24 protein-coding genes and 1 pseudogene are annotated in these 22,574 nt (G+C 71.5%); 4 read left to right on the forward strand and 21 right to left on the reverse strand.

What is annotated here, in order from left to right:
* Positions 1–187 precede the first annotated feature (187 nt).
* The 10 genes from AB0L75_RS16050 to AB0L75_RS16095 all read right to left on the reverse strand — a co-directional run bounded on the left by AB0L75_RS16050 (position 188) and on the right by AB0L75_RS16095 (position 8,971).
* Positions 188–379 (reverse strand): hypothetical protein, encoded by a 192-nt coding sequence (locus tag AB0L75_RS16050; protein ID WP_365181168.1) that lies wholly within the window; start codon positions 377–379, stop codon positions 188–190.
* 233 nt (positions 380–612) lie between these two features.
* Positions 613–1,209, reverse strand: a complete 597-nt coding sequence (locus AB0L75_RS16055) for a hypothetical protein (protein WP_365181169.1) — start codon at positions 1,207–1,209, stop codon at positions 613–615.
* A gap of 45 nt (positions 1,210–1,254) precedes the next feature.
* Positions 1,255–1,830 carry a GNAT family protein gene (locus AB0L75_RS16060; protein ID WP_365181171.1) on the reverse strand — a complete coding sequence of 192 codons (576 nt, stop codon included), beginning with the start codon at positions 1,828–1,830 and terminating at the stop codon, positions 1,255–1,257.
* Positions 1,808–4,039, reverse strand: a complete 2,232-nt coding sequence (locus AB0L75_RS16065) for an MMPL family transporter (RefSeq protein ID WP_365181172.1) — start codon at positions 4,037–4,039, stop codon at positions 1,808–1,810. The genes AB0L75_RS16060 and AB0L75_RS16065 overlap by 23 nt, the downstream gene beginning before the upstream one ends.
* Before the next feature lie 254 nt (positions 4,040–4,293).
* Positions 4,294–5,808, reverse strand: a complete 1,515-nt coding sequence (gene gatB / locus AB0L75_RS16070; RefSeq protein WP_365181174.1) for an Asp-tRNA(Asn)/Glu-tRNA(Gln) amidotransferase subunit GatB — start codon at positions 5,806–5,808, stop codon at positions 4,294–4,296.
* Between the two features lie 16 nt (positions 5,809–5,824).
* A complete protein-coding gene (locus AB0L75_RS16075) occupies positions 5,825–6,064 on the reverse strand; it encodes a hypothetical protein (RefSeq protein WP_053662973.1) in 240 nt (79 codons plus the stop codon).
* On the reverse strand, positions 6,061–7,560 hold the full coding sequence (gatA, locus tag AB0L75_RS16080) for an Asp-tRNA(Asn)/Glu-tRNA(Gln) amidotransferase subunit GatA (protein WP_365181176.1): 1,500 nt from the start codon (positions 7,558–7,560) through the stop codon (positions 6,061–6,063). The genes AB0L75_RS16075 and gatA overlap by 4 nt, the downstream gene beginning before the upstream one ends.
* Positions 7,561–7,565: 5 nt before the next feature.
* Entirely contained in the window at positions 7,566–7,862 is a 297-nt protein-coding gene (gene gatC / locus AB0L75_RS16085; protein ID WP_006130840.1) for an Asp-tRNA(Asn)/Glu-tRNA(Gln) amidotransferase subunit GatC, read from the reverse strand.
* Between the two features lie 199 nt (positions 7,863–8,061).
* Complete coding sequence (locus AB0L75_RS16090; RefSeq protein WP_365181179.1) at positions 8,062–8,556, reverse strand: cupin domain-containing protein; 495 nt, start codon at positions 8,554–8,556, stop codon at positions 8,062–8,064.
* A 43-nt stretch (positions 8,557–8,599) separates the two neighbouring features.
* Complete coding sequence (locus tag AB0L75_RS16095) at positions 8,600–8,971, reverse strand: DUF4267 domain-containing protein (protein ID WP_365181181.1); 372 nt, start codon at positions 8,969–8,971, stop codon at positions 8,600–8,602.
* Between the two features lie 108 nt (positions 8,972–9,079).
* Between AB0L75_RS16095 and AB0L75_RS16100 the strand changes: the two genes are divergently transcribed.
* Positions 9,080–9,658 (forward strand): TetR/AcrR family transcriptional regulator, encoded by a 579-nt coding sequence (locus tag AB0L75_RS16100; protein WP_365181183.1) that lies wholly within the window; start codon positions 9,080–9,082, stop codon positions 9,656–9,658.
* Positions 9,659–9,734: 76 nt separating this feature from the next.
* On the opposite strand, the gene AB0L75_RS16105 is transcribed toward AB0L75_RS16100, so the two are convergent.
* The 5 genes from AB0L75_RS16105 to AB0L75_RS16125 all read right to left on the reverse strand — a co-directional run bounded on the left by AB0L75_RS16105 (position 9,735) and on the right by AB0L75_RS16125 (position 16,751).
* Entirely contained in the window at positions 9,735–11,975 is a 2,241-nt protein-coding gene (locus AB0L75_RS16105) for a bifunctional diguanylate cyclase/phosphodiesterase (protein WP_365181185.1), read from the reverse strand.
* Between the two features lie 259 nt (positions 11,976–12,234).
* Positions 12,235–14,433: an NAD-dependent DNA ligase LigA gene (gene ligA / locus AB0L75_RS16110; RefSeq protein WP_365181187.1), complete on the reverse strand. Its 2,199-nt coding sequence runs from the start codon at positions 14,431–14,433 to the stop codon at positions 12,235–12,237.
* Between the two features lie 15 nt (positions 14,434–14,448).
* Positions 14,449–15,456, reverse strand: a complete 1,008-nt coding sequence (locus AB0L75_RS16115; RefSeq protein ID WP_365181189.1) for a methionine synthase — start codon at positions 15,454–15,456, stop codon at positions 14,449–14,451.
* A 49-nt stretch (positions 15,457–15,505) separates the two neighbouring features.
* Positions 15,506–16,204, reverse strand: coding sequence for an SDR family oxidoreductase (locus AB0L75_RS16120; protein ID WP_365181191.1), 699 nt, complete (start codon positions 16,202–16,204; stop codon positions 15,506–15,508).
* Positions 16,205–16,211: 7 nt separating this feature from the next.
* On the reverse strand, positions 16,212–16,751 hold the full coding sequence (locus tag AB0L75_RS16125) for a TIGR00730 family Rossman fold protein (protein WP_365181193.1): 540 nt from the start codon (positions 16,749–16,751) through the stop codon (positions 16,212–16,214).
* Between the two features lie 51 nt (positions 16,752–16,802).
* Between AB0L75_RS16125 and AB0L75_RS16130 the strand changes: the two genes are divergently transcribed.
* Together AB0L75_RS16130 and AB0L75_RS16135 are read left to right on the forward strand one after the other, a co-directional pair.
* A complete protein-coding gene (locus AB0L75_RS16130; RefSeq protein ID WP_365181195.1) occupies positions 16,803–17,126 on the forward strand; it encodes a DUF427 domain-containing protein in 324 nt (107 codons plus the stop codon).
* A 37-nt stretch (positions 17,127–17,163) separates the two neighbouring features.
* Positions 17,164–17,946 (forward strand): alpha/beta hydrolase, encoded by a 783-nt coding sequence (locus AB0L75_RS16135; RefSeq protein WP_365181197.1) that lies wholly within the window; start codon positions 17,164–17,166, stop codon positions 17,944–17,946.
* A gap of 17 nt (positions 17,947–17,963) precedes the next feature.
* Here the strand turns inward: AB0L75_RS16135 and mnmA are convergent, their stop codons facing one another.
* From mnmA to AB0L75_RS16155, 4 genes are all read right to left on the reverse strand, one after another.
* Entirely contained in the window at positions 17,964–19,088 is a 1,125-nt protein-coding gene (gene mnmA / locus AB0L75_RS16140) for a tRNA 2-thiouridine(34) synthase MnmA (protein WP_365181198.1), read from the reverse strand.
* 315 nt (positions 19,089–19,403) lie between these two features.
* On the reverse strand, positions 19,404–20,573 hold the full coding sequence (locus tag AB0L75_RS16145; RefSeq protein WP_365181200.1) for a cysteine desulfurase family protein: 1,170 nt from the start codon (positions 20,571–20,573) through the stop codon (positions 19,404–19,406).
* A 156-nt stretch (positions 20,574–20,729) separates the two neighbouring features.
* Positions 20,730–21,008 (reverse strand): DUF4190 domain-containing protein, encoded by a 279-nt coding sequence (locus AB0L75_RS16150; RefSeq protein WP_365181201.1) that lies wholly within the window; start codon positions 21,006–21,008, stop codon positions 20,730–20,732.
* Positions 21,009–21,041: 33 nt separating this feature from the next.
* Entirely contained in the window at positions 21,042–21,209 is a 168-nt protein-coding gene (locus AB0L75_RS16155) for a hypothetical protein (protein WP_365181202.1), read from the reverse strand.
* Positions 21,210–21,356: 147 nt separating this feature from the next.
* On the opposite strand from AB0L75_RS16155, the gene AB0L75_RS16160 reads away from it, so the two are divergent.
* Positions 21,357–21,992, forward strand: a complete 636-nt coding sequence (locus tag AB0L75_RS16160) for a TetR family transcriptional regulator (RefSeq protein WP_365181204.1) — start codon at positions 21,357–21,359, stop codon at positions 21,990–21,992.
* A gap of 42 nt (positions 21,993–22,034) precedes the next feature.
* On the opposite strand, the gene AB0L75_RS16165 is transcribed toward AB0L75_RS16160, so the two are convergent.
* Both AB0L75_RS16165 and AB0L75_RS16170 read right to left on the reverse strand, forming a co-directional pair.
* Positions 22,035–22,415: a hypothetical protein gene (locus AB0L75_RS16165; protein ID WP_365181206.1), complete on the reverse strand. Its 381-nt coding sequence runs from the start codon at positions 22,413–22,415 to the stop codon at positions 22,035–22,037.
* A gap of 57 nt (positions 22,416–22,472) precedes the next feature.
* Positions 22,473–22,574 (reverse strand): annotated as a pseudogene (locus tag AB0L75_RS16170) (IS5/IS1182 family transposase); the annotation flags it as partial.

Below are 22,574 nucleotides of genomic sequence, written 5' to 3' on the forward strand. Positions count from 1 at the left end.
GTTTTCCACAACCCCGGTGCGATCGTCGTACTGTCGGCCGGGAGAGTCGTATCAGCAGGCGGAAGGGTCGTACGACCGCGCCGGGCGGTCGTACGACCCTGGTCCGGAAGGCGGCCGACCCCCGTACGGCCGCCTTCCGACCGGTCGCCCCGCGGACCGGGGGTGCCCCGGTCCGCCGGCCCGGTGGTCACGCGGCGCGCGGGATCCGGTGCCGGCGGGGGCGGTCGGTATGGGACTCGGCGGCCACCGCGTCGTGACCGGCCGTGGCCGTGCGCCGGGCGGCGCGCCGGGCCCGGTTGACCTCGCGGGCCAGGCGCTGCTCCGCGGCCTCGCGGATCAGCTGGGCGGAGCGCATCTTCTGGTACTCGAACTCGATCATGACGTGTCCCTCGCGGAGATTCGGTGTGGTGCCTCGGCGTTCTGCGATGCCTCCACCTTCGTCTCCCAGGGGGGTGCGCCACATCGGGAGAGTTCCGCATCTTCGGGCCGCGTTTCGGCCGCACGCGCGCGTAAGGGGCCTTAGGGAGTCCATAAGGCGCTCATGGATTCCCTAAGGCCCCTGGGACCTGCGGGTTCTCAGCCCGGGTCTCAGCCGGGTTCTCAGCCGGTTTCTCAGCCGGCCGAGGGCAGCGCGAGCAGGGCGTCGGAGTACTTCAGGACGGCCAGCAGCAGGCCGATGACGCCGAGCGAGACACCCGCCCAGGCGACCGACTTGATCCAGGGGTCCTGCGGGCGGCCGGGCGCGCCGAAGGCGGGCCGGGCGAGCACGACCGCGCCGGTGAGCAGCGCGGCCAGCGCGAACAGGCCGGCCCACAGGGCGGTGCTGTGCCAGGCGTTGCCGTAGACCGCCTTGATCTGGGAGGCGACACTCGCCGTGGAGGAGGTCCGCAGCTGGCCTACGAGCTGCTCGCGGGCGCCCGCGACGGTGCCGATCCAGCCGCCGCTGAGCGAGACGAGGCCCAGCACGGCGGAGACGACGGCACCGGCGCCCTGCCCGACCCCGGAGGGCGCCTTCTCCTCGGCGGGTTCCGCTTCCTCGGCGGCATCCTCCCGGGCGGCGTCCTCCCCGGCGGCATCCACCTGCCCGGAGCCGTCCTCAAGAGCTTCCGCCCGCGCGGCTTCCTCCTCGGTGGTGGCGGCCTCCACCGCCGTCTCGTCGCCCTGCGCCTCGGTGCCGGCCTTGGCGCCTTCCTGTGTCTTCGTAGCCATGCCCGGCACCGTACGGACCCTGTCTGAGAAGTCCCTTAATGATCGTCAATGATCGTCGTGCGCCGTACGCGCGCGTGCCACGCGCCATTCGGGGGCGAGCACGGACCAGATCTCGGTGCTGGTGCGCACGCCCCGGTGCGGGTGGTTCTCGCGGAGCACGCCCTCGCGGGTCATGCCGAGCCGCCGGGCCACATTGATGCTGGGCTCGTTGGCGGAGGACACGTGCCACTCCACGCGGTGCATGCCGCGCTCCTCGAAGGCCCACTCCAGCAGCACCCGCATGGCCCGTGTGACCAGCCCGCGCCCGGCCGCCGCAGGCTCCAGCCAGCAGCCCGCCTCGCAGACTCCGCTCGCGGTGTCCCACACCCGGAACAGCACCCCGCCGACCAGCTTGCCGTCCAGCCGGATGCCGTGCAGGCCGCCGGCGTCGCCGCCGCGCCTGTCGGCGTACGACTTCAGCCAGGAACGCGCGCCCTCCAGGTCGGACACCACGTCCGACAGCCCGATGTGCCGGCCGATGAACTCCCGTCCCCGGTCGATGTTGGCGAGGAGTTCCTCGGCGTGCCAGACCTCCAGGGGCCGCAGCTCGGCGCCGTCGTCACCCAGGGATATCGCGTACATCGTGCTGGTCTTCCTTCCGCAGTTCCTCCACCGGGACCCTGCCGAGCCTCTCATGAGCGGCGCGGCACTCGGGCGGCTCGATGCTGACCCTGGGCAGCCGGCGCTCCAGCCAGGCGGGCAGCCACCAGTTGGCGGCGCCGAGCAGATGCATCAGCGCGGGCACGAGCAGGGTGCGCAGCACGAAGGCGTCCAGGGCGACGGCGGAGGCCAGCGCGATGCCGAACATCGCGATGACGCGATCGCCGCTGAGCACGAAGGCGAGGAAGACCGAGATCATGATGATCGCGGCGGAGTTGATGACCCGGCTGGTCTCGGCGAGGCCCACCCGGACGGCGCGCCGGTTGTCGCCGGTCTCCAGCCACTCCTCGTACATCCGGCTGACCAGGAAGACCTGGTAGTCCATGGAGAGGCCGAAGAGAACGGACACCATGATCACGGGCAGGAAGGGCTCGACGGGCCCGGCCCGGCCGAGGCCCAGCAGTTCACTGCCCCAGCCCCACTGGAAGACGGCGACGACGACGCCGAACGCGGCCGCCACGGCGGCGACGTTCATCGCGGCGGCCTTCAGCGGGATGCCGAGCGAGCGGAACGCGAGGAGCAGCAGGAGACAGCCGAGTCCGATGACCGCGCCGACGAACAGCGGCAGCTTGCCGACGATCACATCCGCGAAGTCGTCGTAGCCGGCGGTGACCCCGCCGACCTGGATGTCGAGGGAGGTGCCGGTCTCGGAGCCCGGCAGCACCCCGGTGCGCAGCCGGTTCACGAGATCGCTGGTGTCCTGCGACTGCGGGGCGGAGTCGGGGACGACGGTGAGGTAGGCGGTGTCGCCGCCGGTGGCGTAGGTGACCGGGGTGGCGGAGGCGACGCCCCGGGTGGCGCGCAGGGTCGCGTCGAGGTTGTCCAGGGCGAGCCTGTCGGCGCCGCCGTCCACCCGGGTCACCAGGGTGAGCGGGCCGTTCACGCCGGGTCCGAAGCCCTCGGCGAGCAGGTCGTAGGCCTTGCGGGTGGTGGAGGTACTCGGGTCGTTGCCCTGGTCGGAGGTGCCGAGGCGGAGGGAGAGGGTCGGCAGGGCGAGTACGGCGATGACGGCGACGGCGAGCGCGCCGAGCAGCTTGGGGCGGCGTTCGACGAACGCGGACCAGCGGGCGGCGAGGCCGGTGGGCAGTTCCGGGAGCGGCCCGCGCCGGTCGAGCCGGCGCCGCTCCCGGCGGCTGAGGGCGCGCGGGCCGAGGTAGGACAGCAGGGCGGGCAGCAGGGTGACGGAGGCGGCGACGGTGAGCACGACCGTCAACGAGGCGGCCACGGCGACACCGTTGAGGAAGCCCAGCCGCAGTGTCAGCATCCCCAGCAGGGCTATGCACACCGTCGCACCCGCGAAGACGACCGCGCGTCCGGTGGTGGCCACGGCGTTCACGGCGGCCTCGGTGACGCTCAGGCCGCGTTTCAGACCGCGCCGGTGCCGGGTCACGATGAACAGCGCGTAGTCGATGCCGACGCCCAGGCCGATCAGCATGCCGAGCATGGGCGCGAAGTCGGCGACCGTCATGGCGTGTCCGAGGAGCCCGATGCCGGCGTAGGCGGTGCCGACGCCGACGAGCGCGGTGGCGATGGGCAGCATCGAGGCGGCGAGCGAGCCGAAGGCCAGGAACAGGACGACGGCGGCGACCGTCACGCCGACCAGTTCGGCGGTGTGCTCACGCGGGGACGCGGTGAGGCCGATCGCGCTGCCGCCCAGCTCCACCTGGAGTCCGTCGCCCTCGGCGGCCTTGGCGGTGCGCACCACGGCCCGCGCCTGGGAGGCGCCGATGTGCTCGGCCGGCTGAGCGAAGGTGACGGTGGCGTAGGCCGTGTGGCCGTCGGCGCTGATCCGGTGCGCGCCCTGACCGCCGTACGGGCCGGTCACCGAGGCGATGCCGGGCAGCGCGGCGATCCGGTCCAGGGTGCGGGTCATGGTCTGCTCGACGTCGGCGGCGCGGACGGTGCCGGTGGCGGTGTGCCAGACCACGGTGTCGCTGTCCCCGCCCAGCCCCGGGAAGCCCTCTTCGAGCAGCTGCGTGGCACGTCCGGACTCGGTGCCGGGGACCTCGTAGTCGTTCGAGTACGCCGAACCGGCCACGGCGGCGGCAGCGGTGGTCCCGCCGAAGGCGAGGAGCCACAGCAGCACGGCGATCAGCCGATGCCGGACACACCAACGGGCAAGGTCTGCCACGGACGTGCTCCCAGAGGACGATGTATGGATCTGTGGATCTTTGATCGGGAACGATCGTCCATGAGGTGAACAGCCCGCAAAGAACGCATGCGCAATCGCGGGACACTCTTGCAGGCGAAAATGATCGTTTGCTCTGTTCGTGGGCTTTTTCACACGAGTGGGAGGGACATCACAGAGCAGCCGGGCCCCTGGACATGCGTACGGCCCCGGAGGGGATGCCTTCCGGGGCCGTACGGTGTGTGACTTCGGGCCGCTCAGCCCTCGCTCACGCCCAGCTTCTCAAGGATCAGTTCCTTGACGCGGGCCGCGTCGGCCTGACCCCGGGTCGCCTTCATGACCGCGCCGACCAGGGCGCCGGCCGCGGCCACCTTGCCACCGCGGATCTTGTCGGCGACGCCCGGGTTGCCGGCGATGGCCTCGTCGACGGCCCTGCCGAGCGCCGAGTCGTCCGAGACGACCTTCAGACCGCGCTTGTCGACGACCTCGTCCGGGGTGCCCTCGCCCGCTAGGACGCCCTCGATGACCTGGCGGGCCAGCTTGTCGTTCAGGTCGCCCGACGACACCAGCTCGGTCACGCGCGCGACCTGCTCCGGCGTGATGGCCAGCTCGTCCAGCGCCTTGCCCGACTCGTTGGCGCTGCGCGCCAGTTCGCCCATCCACCACTTGCGGGCGGACGCCGCGTCGGCCCCGGCCTCGATCGTGGCGACGATCGGGTCCAGCGCACCGGCGTTGAGGATCGCCTGCATGTCGGTGGCGGAGATGCCCCACTCGGCGAGGAGGCGGGTGCGGCGGGCCAGCGGCATCTCGGGCAGGGCCGAGCGGATCTCCTCGACCCACTCGCGCGACGGCGCGACCGGCACGAGGTCGGGCTCCGGGAAGTACCGGTAGTCCTCGGCCTCCTCCTTCACGCGGCCCGAGGTCGTGGACCCGGTGTCCTCGTGGAAGTGGCGGGTCTCCTGGATGATCGTGCCGCCGGAGGACAGCACGGCCGCGTGCCGCATGATCTCGAAGCGGGCCGCACGCTCCACGGACCGCAGCGAGTTGACGTTCTTCGTCTCGGAGCGCGTGCCGAACTTCTCGCTGCCCTTGGGCATCAGCGACAGGTTCACGTCACAGCGCATCTGGCCCATCTCCATGCGGGCCTCGGACACGTCGAGGGCACGGATGACCTCGCGCAGCTCACGGACGTACGCCTTCGCCACCTCGGGGGCGCGCTCGCCGGCGCCGACGATGGGCTTGGTGACGATCTCGATGAGCGGGATGCCGGCCCGGTTGTAGTCCAGCAGGGAGTGGGACGCGCCGTGGATACGGCCCGTGGCGCCGCCGACGTGCGTCGACTTGCCGGTGTCCTCCTCCATGTGGGCGCGCTCGATCTCCACGCGGAAGGTTTCGCCGTCCTCCAGCTGGACGTCGAGGTAGCCGTTGAAGGCGATCGGCTCGTCGTACTGGGAGGTCTGGAAGTTCTTCGGCATGTCCGGATAGAAGTAGTTCTTCCGGGCGAAGCGGCACCACTCGGCGATCTCGCAGTTCAGCGCGAGACCGATCTTGATGGCGGACTCCACGCCGGTCGCGTTGACGACCGGGAGCGCGCCGGGCAGGCCGAGGCAGGTCGGGCAGGTCTGCGAGTTGGGGTCGGCGCCCAGCTCGGTCGAACACCCGCAGAACATCTTGGTCTTGGTGCCGAGTTCGACATGGACCTCAAGGCCCATGACGGGGTCGTACGACGCCAGCGCGTCCTCGTACGACACCAGGTCGGTCGTGGTGGTCACGGTGAAAACTTCCCTCTCAGCCCAGCAGGACGTCGTCGTCGCCCAGCCGCTTCAGCTCGCGGTAGAGGATGGCGAGGCCGGTGACGATCGCGACGGCGGACACGGTGGCGTCGATGAGGCGCAGCGTGTCGTGCTCGGCGCGGGCCTTCTTGATCTGCTTGGTGACACCGATCGCGCCGAACGCGGTGGTGGCCATCGACAGGTACGTACCGGACTTGGACTTCTTGAAGTCCTTGGCCTTGGACAGCTTGCTCACAGCGACGGAGCCTCCTCCAGCAGCGGGTGCCCCCACTTTTCCACGAAGGCGGCCTCGACGGCGGCGCCGACCTTGTAGAGGCGGTCGTCCTTCAGCGCCGGGGCGATGATCTGCAGACCGACCGGGAGGTTGTCCTCCGGGGCGAGACCGCAGGGCAGGGACATGGCCGCGTTGCCCGCCAGGTTGGTCGGGATGGTGCACAGGTCCGCGAGGTACATCGCCATCGGGTCGTCGGCGCGCTCGCCGATCGCGAAGGCGGTGGTGGGCGCCGTCGGCGAGACGATGACGTCCACCTGCTCGAAGGCCTTCTCGAAGTCGCGCGTGATGAGCGTGCGGACCTTCTGCGCGGAGCCGTAGTAGGCGTCGTAGTACCCGCTCGACAGGGCGTAGGTGCCGAGCATGATGCGGCGCTTGACCTCGGGGCCGAAGCCGGCCTCGCGGGTGAGGGAGGTGACCTCCTCGGCCGAGTGGCCGCCGTCGTCGCCGGTCCGCAGGCCGTAGCGCAGGCCGTCGAAGCGGGCGAGGTTGGAGGAGCACTCGGACGGCGCGATCAGGTAGTACGCCGACAGCGCGAGGTCGAAGGACGGGCAGTCCAGCTCGACGATCTCGGCGCCCAGCTCCTTCAGCAGCTCGACCGACTCGTCGAAGCGCTGGATGACACCGGCCTGGTAGCCCTCGCCGCGGAACTGCTTGACGACGCCGACGCGCATACCGGCCACGGAGCCGTTGCGGGCGGCCTCGACGACCGGCGGGACCGGGGCGTCGATGGAGGTGGAGTCCAGCGGGTCGTGCCCGGCGATGACCTCGTGCAGCAGCGCCGCGTCCAGGACCGTACGGGCGCAGGGCCCGCCCTGGTCGAGGGAGGACGAGAACGCCACCATGCCGAAGCGGGAGACCGCGCCGTACGTCGGCTTCACGCCGACCGTGCCGGTGACGGCGGCCGGCTGGCGGATGGAGCCGCCGGTGTCGGTGCCGATGGCGAGCGGCGCCTGGAAGGAGGCGAGCGCGGCGGAGGAGCCGCCGCCGGAGCCGCCGGGGATCTTGGTGAGGTCCCACGGGTTGCCGGTCGGGCCGTACGCGCTGTTCTCGGTGGAGGACCCCATGGCGAACTCGTCCATGTTGGTCTTGCCGAGGATGACGACGTCGGCGGCCTTCAGCCGCTTGGTGAGCGTCGCGTCGTACGGCGGGATCCAGCCTTCGAGGATCTTCGAGCCGACGGTCGTCGGAACGCCCTCGGTGGTGAAGATGTCCTTGAGCGCGAGCGGGACGCCGGCCAGCGGGCCGAGCTTCTCGCCGCGGGCCCGCTTCTCGTCCACGGCGCGGGCCTGGGCCAGGGCGCCCCCGCGATCGACGTGCAGGAAGGCGTGCACCTTCTCGTCGACGGCCTCGATGCGGGCGAGGTGGGCCTCGGTGACCTCGACGGCCGTCAGCTCGCCGGAGGCGATCTTCTCGGCGGTCTGCGCGGCCGTGAGCTTGATGATGTTGCTGTCCGTCATGGCGGTCACTCCTCCCCCAGGATCTGCGGCACCTTGAAACGCTGCTGCTCCTGGGCCGGGGCGCCGGAGAGCGCCTGCTCGGGGGTGAGCGAGGGACGGACCTCGTCCGCGCGCATGACGTTCGTCAGCGGGAGCGGGTGCGAGGTCGGCGGTACGTCTTGGTCGGCGACCTCGCTGACGCGGGCGACCGCGCCGATGATGTCGTCCAGCTGTCCCGCGAAGTGGTCGAGTTCTTCGGGCTTCAGCTCCAGACGCGCCAGCCGGGCGAGGTGGGCGACCTCCTCGCGCGTGATGCCAGGCATGCAGCGATCCTCTGGGTGAGTGCGTGTGGTTTGGGCTGGGGCTAGTCGTCCCATTCCCGTCGTCCGCCCGAAGGGCGGGTCGCCCGTCGCGCGACAGACGGGAATGGGACGACTAGCCCCAATCCTATGGGGCGGGGCAGGGTGGCCGTGAAACGGTTTCCCGGGCCCCGCTCTCCACCGGACCGCGGCCCCCCGCTCCTCAGCCCCGGCGGCCGTCCCAGACCTCGCTCTTCATGAAGTGGTTGTCGTACCGCTCCTGCACTTCGAGGATGCTCTCCGGGGTGGCCTCGCCGAGGCGGATGCGCTGGAGGTGGCGGAAGTACTCGAAGCGCTCGACGCCGGGTGTGATCACGATGAGCAGATCGGCGTCGGCTCCCGGGACGGCCGCGAAGGCGTGCGGTTTGCCGGGCGGGACGATGACGAGGTCACCGGGCCCAGCGGTGACGACGTCCTCGCCGGAGAGGATGTCGGCGGCGCCGTCGAGCAGGAAGAACATCTCGGCCGAGCGGTCGTGCCAGTGCGGCCTGGCACCGTCGGCGCCCCCCGTGAGGGTGACGCGCTGGGTGGACAGGGCGCCGCCGGTCGCGCTGCTGTCGGCCAGCAGCCGGACGGCGGCGGGGCTGCCCCCGACCACCTCGGCGTCGGCCTCGCGGACGATCACGGACTCGTCGAACCTCGGTACGAGCAAGGACATGACGTGCCCCCTTTGGTGGTGTCGTCGACCGCTGGTGGTGTCGTCAGACCGCGAAGAGCAGTCCGGCGCTGATCAGGACGACGACTGCCGTGGCGAAGTGGATCCCGAAGGCCACGGCCCTGGTGCCGCCGTGACGCAGCACGATCAGCGTGTCCCCCAGAGGGACGAGTGCCACGACGAGCATGAACCACGCCTCGGCGCGGCTGCCGGCGAAGGCCAGCAGGGCGAGGCCCAGCAGTCCGAAGGTGCCGTCCTTGAGGCCCTTGACCGACAGGTAGGCGCCGGCGTCGCCACGCGGGTCGGCCGGGACGCCGTAGCCGGCCGCGGCCGGGCCGGGCTGGAACAGGAACCGGTAGCCGAGGAACAGGCAGAACAGGTCGAGCAGGACGGCCAGGGTGTACGCGGTGACGGTCATGGGATCTCCCCCTGTGAGTGCCGAGTCGGCGCGTTCTAGCAACGCTAGGAACACGAGCGAAACTAGCAGAGCGGCGACAGATTGGCTAGCGCTGCTAGAATTTCTGGCATGACGATCCAGACGCGCCGGGAGCGCGAACGAGCCGAGCGTGAGCAGCTGATCGTGACGGCCGCACGGGAGCTGGCCGAGGCCGAGGGCTGGGACGCGGTGACCACGCGTCGGCTGGCCGCCGAGATCGAGTACAGCCAGCCGGTGCTCTACAGCCACTTCAAGGGCAAGGACGCGATCATGGCGGCGGTCGCGGTGCAGGGTTGCGCCGACCTGGCCGTGGAGCTACGGCAGGCGCGGGCCGCGGCGCCGGGCACCCGGGAGTCGCTGGCGGCGGTCGCGCAGACCTACACGTCCTTCGCACACCGCCGGCCCGCCCTCTACGACGCGATGTTCACCCACCTGGTGGACCTGCCGTTCGCGACAGAGGCAGCGCCGGCACCGCTCCGGGAGGCGTTCGGCGAACTGCTCGTCGTCGTCGAGCCGATCACGGCCGAGGGCGAGGACCCCGGCCTGCTGACGGAGACGTTCTGGGCGAGCCTGCACGGCCTGGCAACGCTGATGAGAAGCGGCCGCCTGCCGGAGAGGGCCCATGAGGAGCGCTTGGCGCTGTTGATCGGGCATTTCACGAGAGGCTGACGGCAAGGCGCCACCAAGGGGCGCCACCAGTCGGCCAAGTCGAACGGGCGGGCGGGTGGATGGGTGCGTGGGAGAGCTACTCGGCGGCCGGCAGAGCCGCACGCGGCCGCTGCCACCCCCGAGACCCCCTCGCCCGCAGCCACGCCGTCGTCTCCTCGGGAGGCATCGCCGCGGCGACGAGCCACCCCTGAACGGCGTCACACCCGAGATCCCGCAGCCGCTCCCAGGTCTCGTCGTCCTCCACACCCTCGGCGACGACGAGCAACCCCAGCGAATGCGCGAGATCCACCGTGCACCGCACGATCTCCGCGTCCTCCGTGTCCACCGCCAGCCGCGCCACGAACGACCGGTCGATCTTCAGCTCGCTCACCGGCAGCCGCCGTAGATGCACCAGCGACGAGTACCCGGTGCCGAAGTCGTCCAGCGACATCTTCACGCCGTGCCCGGTCAGGCCCGCCAGGGTGTCGGCGGCCCGCTGCGGATCCTCCAGCAGCACATGCTCCGTGATCTCCAGCTGCAGGGCCCCCGGGGGGACCCCGTGCCGGGCCAGCCGCGCGGCGACCGAGCCGGCGAACCCGGGCGTGTGCACATCGCGCGGGGAGACGTTGACGGCGACCGGGACCCTGAGCCCCTGTGCGCGCCACTTGGCGACTTGGCCCAGCGCGGTCTCCAGGACGTACTCGGTCAGATGGGGCATCAGCCCGGAGGACTCGGCGATCGCTATGAACTCGTCCGGCGGAACCTTCCCGCGCTCGGGATGCACCCAGCGCACCAGCGCCTCCAGGCCCGCGACCTGGCCGTCGAAGCGGACCTTGGGCTGGTAGTGCAGCTGCACCTCGTGCGCGTCCAGCGCGCGGCGCAGGTCGCCCAGCAGGCCGAGCCGGTCCGGGGTGTTGGAGTCCCGCTTGGACTCGTACACCTCGACGCCCGTACGGTCCCTTTTCGCCTGGTACATCGCCACATCGGCGCGCCGCAGCAGCCCTTCGGCGTCCAGCGCGTGGTCGGGGAAGACGGCGACGCCGGCGCTGGCCTCCAGGACGAGCGTGAGCCCGTCGAGGTCCAGGGGGGAGCTGAGCGCGGTGACGAGGCCGCGGGCGACGCGGGTGGCCGACGTGGTGGAGTCGGCGACGGGCAGTAACACGGCGAACTCGTCACCGCCGAGCCGGGCGGCCTCCGCTCCGCGCGGCAGGGCGAGCCGCAGCCGGTCGGCGATCTGGAGCAGCAGCCGGTCACCGGCGAGATGACCGAGGGTGTCGTTCACCGACCGGAAGCGGTCGAGGTCGATCAGCATGAGGGCGGAGCGGGCGCCGATGCGTTCGGCGTCGTCGAGGGCCGTCCAGATCCGCTCCAGCAGCCACTGCCGGTTGGGCAGCCCGGTCAGCGGGTCGCGCAGTTGCTCCTCGGCACGCGCGCGGGCCATCCAGAGGGTGGAGTCGAGGGCGATGAGGGGGATGGCGAACAGCGGGAGCAGGACCGGCTCGGCGTCGGCGACGACGCACAGCAGCGGTGCGATGCCGAGCAGCGCCACGGCGACCAGGCCCTGTCTGACCAGGGCGGTACGGGCCACGGTGGGCAGTTTGCCGCCGCGCGGGGCGTACAGATACCACTGCAGGCCGCGGCTGACCGCGAGATAGGCGGCGGCCGTGAGGACGACCTCGGGTGCGGTGGCCACGCTCCAGCTGGCCGGCCGCCAGGGCGTCTCGACACTCGGGACCCGGCCGAACGCGCCGAGCAGCAGGGCTCCGGCGCCGATGCCCAGGATGTCCACCGCGCCGTGCAGCACGCCCTGGCGCCAGCGGTGGCATCGGGCGATGCCGACCAGGACGACGACGGTGAGGCTGACCATGCCGGCGGGCACCCAGCCGTACAGCAGCAGTACGGCGAGGGTGAGGGCTGCACCGGAGCCGGTGCCGCCCCACCAGCGGGCGCGGCCCAGCATCACGAGGTGGCCGACGATGACGCCGGTGAGCAGGGCCAGCGACCAGCCGACGGTGCCGCTCGGGAAGAGGGCGTGGTGGCCGCTGAAGCCGCGGTAGAAGCCGGCGCCGAGGACGAAGGCGGCGGCGGCCACGACGACGGCGGGCAGTGCGGGCCAGGACAGATGCCGTTCGGGGTCGGCGCCGGTCAGTCCGGGAGCGGGCCCGATGGCCAGGGGTATCGGCGGCTGGGCGTCGGTGGCGGTGCACGGTCCGGCCGCGCGGGCCTGTCCGCCCGTACGGCCATGGCCCCGCCCCGTCCAGCGGGTCCCGCGCCATGTGACCGCGCGACGGCGCAGGCGTAGCCGTGAGTCCGGGGCGACGCTCTCGGTCGGTTCCATTCCCGTCCCTCTCACAGCCGGCGGTGCCCACGCCACGCGGCCCGATGTCCGGCACCCATCAGCAGCTCCGCGTCGAAGAAACCTTCCCCGCGCGCCGGGAGCGCACGGAGATGCCCCAACCGCAGCTGGGCACGGCAGGTGCACACCTCAACAGTAGGCCGCGGAAGGCTTCCACGGGCACCGGTCGTCGACGGTTGCCCGAATGCGCCCGGGCCACCCGTATGCAACTGATATGCGCCGAACGGGTGGCCTTCAACCGCTACTCCTCGGTCGGAAGCGCGACTTCGGCCGCCGCTTCGGGGCCCTGCTCCAAGAGGACCTTGAAACCGTCCTCGTTCAGCACCGGGACCTTCACCTGCACGGCCTTGTCGTACTTCGATCCCGGGTTGTCACCCACCACGACGAACGAGGTCTTCTTCGACACCGATCCGGTCACCTTGGCGCCCCGGCTCTGCAGGGCCTCCTTGGCTCCGTCCCGGGTGAAGTTCTCCAGCGTGCCGGTGACGACGACCGTGAGGCCCTCCAGCGGGCGCGGCCCCTCGTCCTCGCCCGTCGACTCCTCCTCCAGCGGGACTCCGGCGGCCTTCCACTTGCGGACGATCTCGCGGTGCCAGTCCTCGGCGAACCACTCCTTGAGCGCGGCGGCGATGATCGGCCCGACGCCGTCGGCGGCCGCCAGCTCTTCCTCGGTGGCCTGTTCGATGCGGTCGACGGAGCGGAACTCGCGGGCGAGCGCCTGCGCGGCGACCGGGCCGACGTGCCGGATGGACAGGCCGTTCAGGAACCGGGCCAGCGGGCGCTGCTTGGCCGCCTCGATGTTCTCCAGCAGGGCGAGGGTGTTCTTCTTCGGCTCGCCCTTCTGGTTGGCGAAGACCGTGACGACCTTCTCCTCACCCGTCTTCGGGTCCCGCTTGGGCAGACCGCTGTCGGGGTCGAGGACATAGGCCTTGATGGGCAGCAGCTTCTCCACCGTCAGGTCGAAGAGGTCGCCCTCGTCCACCAGCGGCGGGTCGGTCGGCTCCAGCGGTCGGGTGAGCGCTGCGGCCGCCACCGCGCCGAAGCTCTCGATGTCCAGGCACTCGCGGCCCGCGAGATAGGAGACGCGCTCGCGCAACTGGGCCGGGCAGGTACGGGCGTTGGGGCAGCGGAGGTCGATGTCGCCCTCCTTCATCGGCCTGAGCGGAGTGCCGCACTCGGGGCACTTGCCCGGCATCACGAACTCCCGCTCGGTGCCGTCGCGCAGGTCGACCACCGGGCCGAGGATCTCCGGGATGACGTCACCGGCCTTGCGGATGACGACCGTGTCCCCGATGAGGACGCCCTTGGCCTTGACGACCTCCTGGTTGTGCAGGGTGGCGAACTCCACCTCGCTGCCGGCGACGGTGACCGGCTCGACCTGGGCGTACGGCGTCACGCGGCCGGTGCGGCCGACGCCCACCTTGATGTCGACGAGCTTGGTGTTGACCTCCTCCGGCGCGTACTTGTACGCGATCGCCCAGCGCGGCGCCCGGGCGGTGGAGCCGAGGCGGCCCTGGAGCCGGATCTCGTCCAGCTTGACGACGGCGCCGTCGATCTCGTGCTCCACGGAGTGGCGCATCTCGCCGTCGTAGTGGGCGATGAACTGCCGTACGCCGTCGAGGTCGTCGACCACGCGGTTGTGCGGGGAGGTGGGCAGGCCCCAGGTCTTCAGCAGGTCGTACGCCTGGGACAGCCGGGTCATGCCCGTGAAGCCCTCCAGGGCGCCGATGCCGTGGACGACCATGTGCAGCGGACGGGTGGCGGTGACGCGCGGGTCCTTCTGGCGCAGCGAACCGGCGGCGGCGTTGCGGGGGTTGGCGAACGGCTTGTCACCGGCGGCGACCAGGCGTTCGTTCAGTTCGAGGAACTTCTCCATCGGGAAGTAGACCTCGCCGCGGATCTCCACCAGGTCGGGCACCTTGTCGCCCTTGAGGCGGTCCGGGATCTCCGCGATCGTGCGGACGTTCGGGGTGATGTCCTCGCCGGTGCGGCCGTCGCCGCGGGTGGCCGCGCGGGTGAGCCGGCCGTGCTCGTAGGTGAGGTTGACGGCGAGGCCGTCGACCTTCAGCTCGCACAGGAAGTGGTACTTCTGGTCGCCGAGTTCGCGGGCGATGCGCTCGGCCCAGGCGGCCAGCTCCTCGTCGTTGAAGGTGTTGTCGAGGGACAGCATGCGCTGGCGGTGCTCGACCGCGGTGAACTCCGTCGCGTACGACCCCGCGACCTTCTGGGTCGGCGAGTCCGGGGTGCGCAGCTCGGGATACTGCTCCTCCAGGCCCTCCAGCGTCTTCAGGAGCTTGTCGAACTCGGCGTCGCTGATGACGGGAGCGTCCTTCACGTAGTACCGGAAGCGGTGCTCCTCGATCTGCTCAGCGAGCTGCGCGTGCTTCTCACGTGCCTCGGCGGGCACTGCCGTCTCCGCCTGCTGCTTGTCGCCGGCCACCGTGTTGTCCTCCCGTTACTCTGGGTTGTCCGCGAGGGATCTCGCCGCCCGGACGCAGTGGGCGAGCGCCTGGCGTGCGTACGCGGGGGAAGCGCCCGCCAGACCGCACGCCGGGGTGACCGTGACCGCCTCCGCGAGCAAGCCCGGATGCAGCCCCAGCCTGCGCCACAGCGTCCTGACACCCATGACGCTACCGGCAGGGTCTGACAATGGGCCGTCCGTGCCCGGCACGACACCGGCGAACAGCCGCGTACCGCCCTCCACGGCCTCGCCGATCGCGTCGTCGTCACGCTCGGTGAGAAGCGAGAAGTCGAAGGAGACGCCTGCCGCCCCGGCCCGGCGCAGCAGCGCGAACGGCACGTCGGGCGCGCAGGAGTGCACGATCACGGGCCCGTCGGCATGGGCCGCGACCACCTCCCGCAGGGTGGCCTCGACGACCTGCCGGTCCGCGGCGCGGTGTGTGCGGTAGCCGCTGGCGGTACGGACCTGTCCGCGCAGTACGGCCGTGAGGGAGGGCTCGTCGAGCTGGAGCACGATCCGGGCGCCGGGGATGCGGCGCCGTACCTCGGCGAGGTGGAGCCGCAGGCCCTCCCCGAGCGAGGCGGCGAGGTCGCGGCAGGCGCCGGGGTCGCCGAGGGCGGCCTCGCCGTTCTTCAGCTCCAGCGCGGCGGCCAGGGTCCACAGCCCGACCGCCTGCACCTTCAGATCGCCCTCGTACCCCTGCGTGAACTCCTCCAGGGCGTCCAGGTCCTCCCCCAGCCAGGACCGGGCGCGCTTGGTGTCCCGGCCCGGCCGGTCCCCCATCCGCCAGCCGCTCGGCTCCACGCGCGCGTACAGCTCGACGAGCATCCCCGCGGTACGGCCGATCATGTCGGCGCCGGGGCCGCGGGCGGGCAGCTCGGGCAGGACCGGGAAGTCCTCGAAGGTGCCGGTCACCGTCTTGGCGGCCTCGCGCGCGTCGCCGCCCGGCATGGAACCGATCCCGGTGGCCCTGGGAAACCTGAACTGGCTGTTCTCACTCACCCCGGCAGGGTATGCCGAACACCCGCCACCCGACTCTGCCGTGCGGCGGTCAGCGCCCCGGACGCACGGTCAGGTCGTTGACCTCGGCGTCCCCGGGCAGGTCCAGGGCCATCAGGATCGTCGTGGCCACCGACTCGGGGTCGATCCACTTCGCGGCGTCGTACTCCTTGCCCTCCTGCTGGTGGACCTTGGCCTGCATGGGGCCGGCCGTGCGGCCGGGGTAGACCGAGGTGACCCGGACGCCGTTTCCGTGCTCCTCGTGGCGCAGGGAGTCGGCGAGGGCCTTCAGGCCGTGCTTGGAGGCGGCGTACGCGGACCAGCCGGCGTGGGCGTTGAGGCCCGCGCCGGAGTTGACGAAGATCACATGGCCGTGGGCCGCGCGGAGTTGGGGCAGGAGGTGCCGGGTCAGTTCGGCGGGGGCGATCAGGTTGACGTTGAGCTGGTGGCGCCAGGACTTGGGCGTCAGGTCGCCGACCTCGCCCAGGTCGACGACCCCGGCGATGTGCAGCAACGAGTCCACCCGGTCCGGGAGCGTCTGGTGGGAGAACGCCCAGGACAGCCTGTCCGGGTCGGCCAGGTCGCCCACCAGGGTGCGGGCGCCGGGGAACTCGGCCGCCAGTTCCTTCGCGCGGCCCGCGTCGCGCGCGTGCAGGACGAGTTCGTCCCCGCGCGCGTGCAGACGGCGGGCGACGGCCGCGCCGATGCCGGAACCGGCCCCGGTGATCACATGAGTAGCCATGACCGCCATGCTCGCATCAGCGACCGGACAGGGCCTCTTCGAGGTACGCCAGCGCGGCCACCGGCTCCTTGGCGAAGAACATCAGCTCGGACAGCGGGCGCGGCAGGAAGCCCTCCTCCTCCATGCGGCGGAACTGCTGCTCGAGGCCGTCGTAGAAGCCCGCGGTGTTCAGCAGCACCACCGGCTTCTCGGTGCGGCCGTGCTTCTTCAGCTCCAGTATCTCGGTGGCCTCGTCCAGCGTGCCGGTGCCGCCCACCATGATCACCACGGCGTCGGCCTTCTCCAGCAGCAGCTTCTTGCGTTCGGCGAGGTCGGCGGCGATGACGATCTCGTCGGCGCCAGGCCGTGTCTTGTGGGCGAGGAACTCCACGGAGACGCCCAGCAGCCGGCCGCCCGTCTCCTGCACCCCGTCGGCGACGACCTTCATCAGACCGACGTCGGAACCGCCCCACACCAGGCTGTGACCGCCTTTGCCGATCAGTTCCGCGAACTCGCGCGCGGGGCGCGTGTACCGCTCGTCGAGGTCGGCCGCGGACAGGAAGACGCAGATGTTCATGGCCCCTACCGTACGCGGGAAGAACCGGGCGCCCGCCGGTGCTCTCCAGGTATGGCCCAAGGACACACGATCACCATCGAGAAGAGCGAGCAGCACGTGCGCGTGGTGCACGGAAACCAGGTGCTCGCCGAGACCGACCGCCCGCTGGTGCTGCGCGAGACGGGCTGTCCCGTGCGGTACTACATCCCCGCCGAGGACGTACGCCTCGACCTGCTGGCCCCCTCCGAGACGCACACCGTGTGCCCCTTCAAGGGGACGGCGTCCTACTGGTCGCTGCCGGGCGCACCGGACCTGGTGTGGGCGTACCCGGACCCGAAGCCGGACGTGGCGGAGATCAGGGATCACTTCTGCTTCTACCACGTCGACGTGTCGTGAGCGATGAGTTCCGGCCGGTAGGGCAGTCTGCACCGGCATGGACAAGAAGACGACTTCGCGCGACGGCACCGCCCTCGCGTACGCGGTGACCGGCCAGGGGCCGACGGTGATCCTGGTGAGCGGCGCCATGTCCACCGGGGGCACCATGGCGCCCCTGGCCCAGCGGATCGCGGGCCGGTGCACGGCCGTCGTCTATGACCGCCGGGGCCGCGGCGCGAGCGGTGACACGGCGCCGTACTCGGTCGGGCGCGAAGTCGAGGACCTGGCCGCGCTGATCGACGCCGTGAGCGGTGACGCGGTGCTGTTCGGGGTCTCCTCGGGCGGTGCGCTGGTGCTGGAGGCGGCGGCGAGCGGACTGCCGATCCCCCGGGCCGCCGTGTACGAGGTGCCGTACGCCGACGCCCTGGAGGGCGGTGCCGAGCGGGAGGCCTCGTACAAGGAGAACCTGGCCAAGGCGCTCGCGGACGGTCGGCGCGGGGACGCGGTGGAGCTGTTCCTGCGGCTGACGGGCCTGGCCGAGGAGATGATCCAGGGCGCCCGGCAGTCGCCGATGTGGGCCGGGATGGAGGCCGTCGCGCCGAGCCTCGCACACGACGACACGGTCATGGGCGACGGCCTGCTGCCGCGCGAGCGGCTGGCGGCGATCTCCGTACCGGTCCTGTCGGTCGCGGGCGGGGCGAGCCCGCAATGGATGCGCGAGGCCTCCCGCGCGGTCGCGGAGACCGTGCCCCAGGGCACGTACCGGGTCCTCGCGGGGCAGACCCACATGGTGGAGCCGGACGTCCTGGGGCCGCTTCTGGCGGAGTTCGTGGCGGGCTAGCGGCCGGGCGGGCGGGGCTACACGGCCGCGGGGGTCGCGCGCGTGGTCGTCGCGATCGTGGCCGAGCCCACCACGCGCGTGCCGTCGTACAGGACGATCGCCTGGCCGGGGGCCACGCCGCGGACCGGGTCGGTGAAGGTCACGCGCAGTTCGCCACAGGCCGGTTCCGCGGTGACCTCGGTCTCGCCGCCGTGGGCGCGCAGCTGGGCGGTGTAGGTGCCGGGGCCGGTGGGCGCGGTGCCGCACCAGCGGGGCTTGATCGCGGTGAGCGCGATGACGTCCAGGGACGCGGCCGGGCCGACGGTCACGGTGTTCGTCACCGGGGAGATGTCGAGGACGTAGCGCGGCTTGCCGTCGGGGGCCGGGGTGCCGATCCTGAGGCCCTTGCGCTGGCCGATGGTGAAGCCGTACGCGCCCTCGTGCGTGCCCAGCGTGTTGCCGGACTCGTCGACGATGTCGCCCTCGGCCTTGCCGAGCCGGCGCGCCAGGAAGCCCTGGGTGTCGCCGTCGGCGATGAAGCAGATGTCGTGCGAGTCGGGCTTCTTGGCGACGGCGAGGCCCCGGCGCTCGGCCTCGGCGCGGATCTCCTCCTTGGTGGTGACCGTGTCGCCGAGCGGGAACATCGCGTGGGCGAGCTGCTTCTCGTCCAGGACGCCGAGGACGTACGACTGGTCCTTCGCCATGTCGGAGGCGCGGTGCAGCTCGCGGGAGCCGTCCTCGCGGACGATCACCTGGGCGTAGTGGCCGGTGCAGACCGCGTCGAAGCCGAGGGCCAGCGCCTTGTCGAGCAGCGCGGCGAACTTGATCTTCTCGTTGCAGCGCAGGCACGGGTTGGGGGTGCGGCCGGCCTCGTACTCGGCGATGAAGTCCTCGACCACGTCCTCGCGGAAGCGGTCGGCGAGGTCCCAGACGTAGAAGGGGATGCCGATGACGTCGGCCGCGCGGCGGGCGTCACGCGAGTCCTCGATGGTGCAGCAGCCCCGGGCGCCGGTCCGGAAGGACTGCGGGTTCGCGGAGAGCGCGAGGTGGACGCCGGTGACATCGTGGCCGGCTTCCGCGGCGCGCGCGGCGGCGACGGCGGAGTCGACTCCACCGGACATGGCGGCGAGGACGCGGAGGGGGCGCTGCGGGGTCTCAGTCATAGCCCTTCCAGGGTACGGGTCCCCGGGAGGAGACTTTCGAAAAAATCAAGGCCAGACCCCTTGCGTACGATAGGTGCCGATTTATCCTGGTAATAGACCTACAAGACGAGTGAGGGAGTTCAAGCGGAGTAGCCGACTTCAGCGAGAGATACCTGTTCTCTTCCAACCGAGAGGTACATCGTCTCCGCTGGTGCCGACGTCGACGCTCGGGCTGAGAGGCCAGAAGGTCGCAAGTACTGGACCTGATGGCGACCCCCATTACCTGATCCGGACAATACCGGCGAAGGGAACCCGCCTTGTAGGTCGTTTCATGCCTCAGCTCAGGCCGGCGGCGCGCGCCCGCTCCACCGCCGGGCCGATCGCCTTGGCGACCGCCTCCACATCCGCCTCCGTGGAGGTGTGGCCGAGCGAGAAGCGCAGGGTGCCGCGGGCCAGATCCGGGTCGGTGCCGGTGGCGAGCAGCACATGGCTGGGCTGGGCGACACCCGCGGTGCAGGCGGAACCGGTCGAGCACTCGATGCCCTGGGCGTCCAGCAGGAGCAGCAGGGAGTCGCCCTCGCAGCCGGGGAAGGTGAAGTGCGCGTTGGCCGGCAGACGGCCCCCGGGCGCCGGGTCGCCGCCGAGGAGGGCGTCCGGGACGGCGGCGCGGACGGCGGCGATCAGCTGGTCGCGCAGCGCGCCGATCTCGCGGGCGAACCACGCGCGCCGCTCGGTGGCCAGCCGGCCGGCGACGGCGAAGGAGGCGATGGCGGGCACGTCGAGGGTGCCGGAGCGGACATGCCGCTCCTGGCCGCCGCCGTGCAGTACGGGTACGGGGGTGTGGTCGCGGCCGAGCAGCAGCGCGCCGATGCCGTACGGGCCGCCGATCTTGTGACCGGAGACCGTCATGGCGGCGAGGCCGGAGGCGGCGAAGTCGACCGGCACCTGACCGAAGGCCTGGACCGCGTCGGCGTGCATCGGGATGCCGAACTCGGCGGCCACGGCGGCGAGTTCACGCACCGGCAGGAGCGTGCCGATCTCGTTGTTCGCCCACATCACGGTGACCAGGGCGACATCGTCGGGGTTGCGGGCGATGGCCTCGCGCAGCGCGTCGGGGTGGACACGGCCGTAGGGGTCGACCGGGAGGTACTCGACCGTGGCGCCCTCGTGTTCGCCGAGCCAGTGGACCGCGTCCAGGACGGCGTGGTGCTCGACGGGGCTGGCGAGGACGCGGGTGCGGGCCGGGTCGGCGTCTCGGCGGGACCAGAACAGGCCCTTGACGGCGAGGTTGTCGGCCTCGGTGCCGCCCGAGGTGAAGACCACCTCGCTGGGGCGGGCGCCGAGCGCTTCGGCGAGGGTTTCGCGGGATTCCTCGACCGTGCGGCGTGCCTGGCGGCCGGATGCGTGGAGGGAGGAGGCGTTGCCCGTGATGCTCAGCTGGGCGGTCAGGGCCTCTGCCGCCTCCGGGAGCATCGGGGTTGTCGCGGCGTGGTCGAGGTAAGCCATGGTGCCCTGATTCTACGGGGCCCTTGCAGTCGGCTTCGGCCTCGGATGCGCCTTGCCGGGGTTGCGCCCGGACTTGGTGGCGAGGTGCCCTGAACGGACGGGTGGGGTGCCCCGTCGTCCTCGGGGCCCGTCTGTCTCAGGTGAGATCCTCCCGGGTCACAGGCTCCACGACAGCGTGTGGGACACCTGCATGGCGATGCCGAGGACGGCCAGGTCGGCCACGCCCAGGGTGAGACCCAGAAGGGCTCGGCCGCGGCGGGTGGTGCCGCGCCACAGGGACACCGTGGCCAGGACGATGGCGATCGGGCCGAGGAAGATGTTGAGGACGAGCAGGCCGAGCAGGCCGAGGATGAAGGACGCCACGGCCATGCCGTCGGCGTCCCGCCCGGTCGGCCGGGTCTCGGTGCTGCTGGTGACCGGTGCGGTGAGTTGCATGATGCTCAAGCTCCTGGAAGTCGTGGCGGACGGTCAGTTGGCCGACGTACGGCGCCGGCGGCCGTGGCGCTCGCGGATCGCGAAGACGCCGAGCCAGACGGCGATGCCTGCGGCGACGACGGCGGTGACGGTCAGCGGTGCGTGGGCCACGGTGCCCAGCACGACGCCGAGCAGCATGAGTGCGGCGACGAGGAACAGCATGGGATCAGATCCCCCCTCCGGGATGCCTCGTGATTGGGGCCGGTGTGAAGTTTCGGTGAACAGTTGTAGTAACACTTGTTCACTGACTTCTACTCTAGCGCGCTCCACGGCTTTCCAATTCCAGAGAACAGTTGTTAACTGGATGACATGAGTCACACCCTCGGCATCCGGCAGGCACAGAAGCAGAAGACCCGGCAGGCGTTCCTCGACGCCGCGCTCGCACTGCTGGAGGAGCAGAGCCTGAGCAGCCTGGGTCTGCGCGAGGTCACCCGGGCCGTCGGCGTGGCCCCGACCGCCTTCTACCGGCACTTCCGCTCGACCGCCGACCTCGGTGTGGCGCTGGTCGACGAGGCGCTCGGCAGCCTGCACCCGATGGTGCGGACGACGGTGTCGACGGCGGGCGGCAGCGAGGAACGCATCGCGCGCGCCATCGAGTTGATCGCCCGGCACGTGGACACGCACCCCGCGCACGTCCGGTTCATCGCCCGGGAGCGGCACGGCGGGGTGCAGCCGGTGCGGGAGGCCATCCGGTCCCAACTGGTCCGGTTCGCCGAGGAGGTGAAGGCCGAGCTGGCCAAGGACCCCGAGGCGGCGGGCTGGAGCGACGACGACCTGCTGATGCTCGCGCACCTCTACGTCGACCAGATGCTCATCACCGCCTCCCTCTTCCTGGAGGCGCTGGAGGCCCCGGTGGAGGAGCGGGAGCGCGTCACCCAGCTCGCCACCCGGCAGCTGCGGCTCATCACCATCGGCCGCAGCCACTGGCCGGACCAGGCGGGCTGAGGCACCCGGGACACACGGCAGGAGGCGCGGCCCGTACCTCGCTCAGCCCTGCTGGGCCTGCCCTCCGGCCTGTCCCCCGGCCTGTCCGCCACCCGGGCCGCCGCAGCCGCCGCCCAAGCCGCCCTGCCCGCCCTGCCTGCCGACCCCGCCGCTCGGCATGCCCGAAGACTGGCCCGAGGGCAGCCCCGACGGCTTGTCGGTCGGCCTCGCCGTGGACGCGCCGGACGGCATGCCGCTCGGGCGGTGGCGTCCAGCGCCGCCGGTGGGCATGCCCGAGGGCCTCTGGCAGCTCTGGCGCTGACCCGAATCGCCGGTGCCGGAAGAGCCGCCGGAGGACGACGAGCCACCAGAGCCGCACGCGGCCAGCAGCAGCGGGGACAGCGCCAGCAGGGCGACGGCGGGGACGAGACGGGCACGCTTCATGAGAGTCAGCTCCGGGATTCATGAGGAAGTCCTGAGAGGTCGTTTTCTCCCGATGTTTCATCCTGGGATGCGGATTTGATCCGGTGATGTCGGGTCGCGCCAGGAGATGGTGGCCTCGCCGGTCAGACGGCGGGCCATGAGGTCGGTCATAGCCAAGTG

It is taken from the genome of Streptomyces sp. NPDC052101 (assembly GCF_040680235.1).
Taxonomy (GTDB): domain Bacteria; phylum Actinomycetota; class Actinomycetes; order Streptomycetales; family Streptomycetaceae; genus Streptomyces.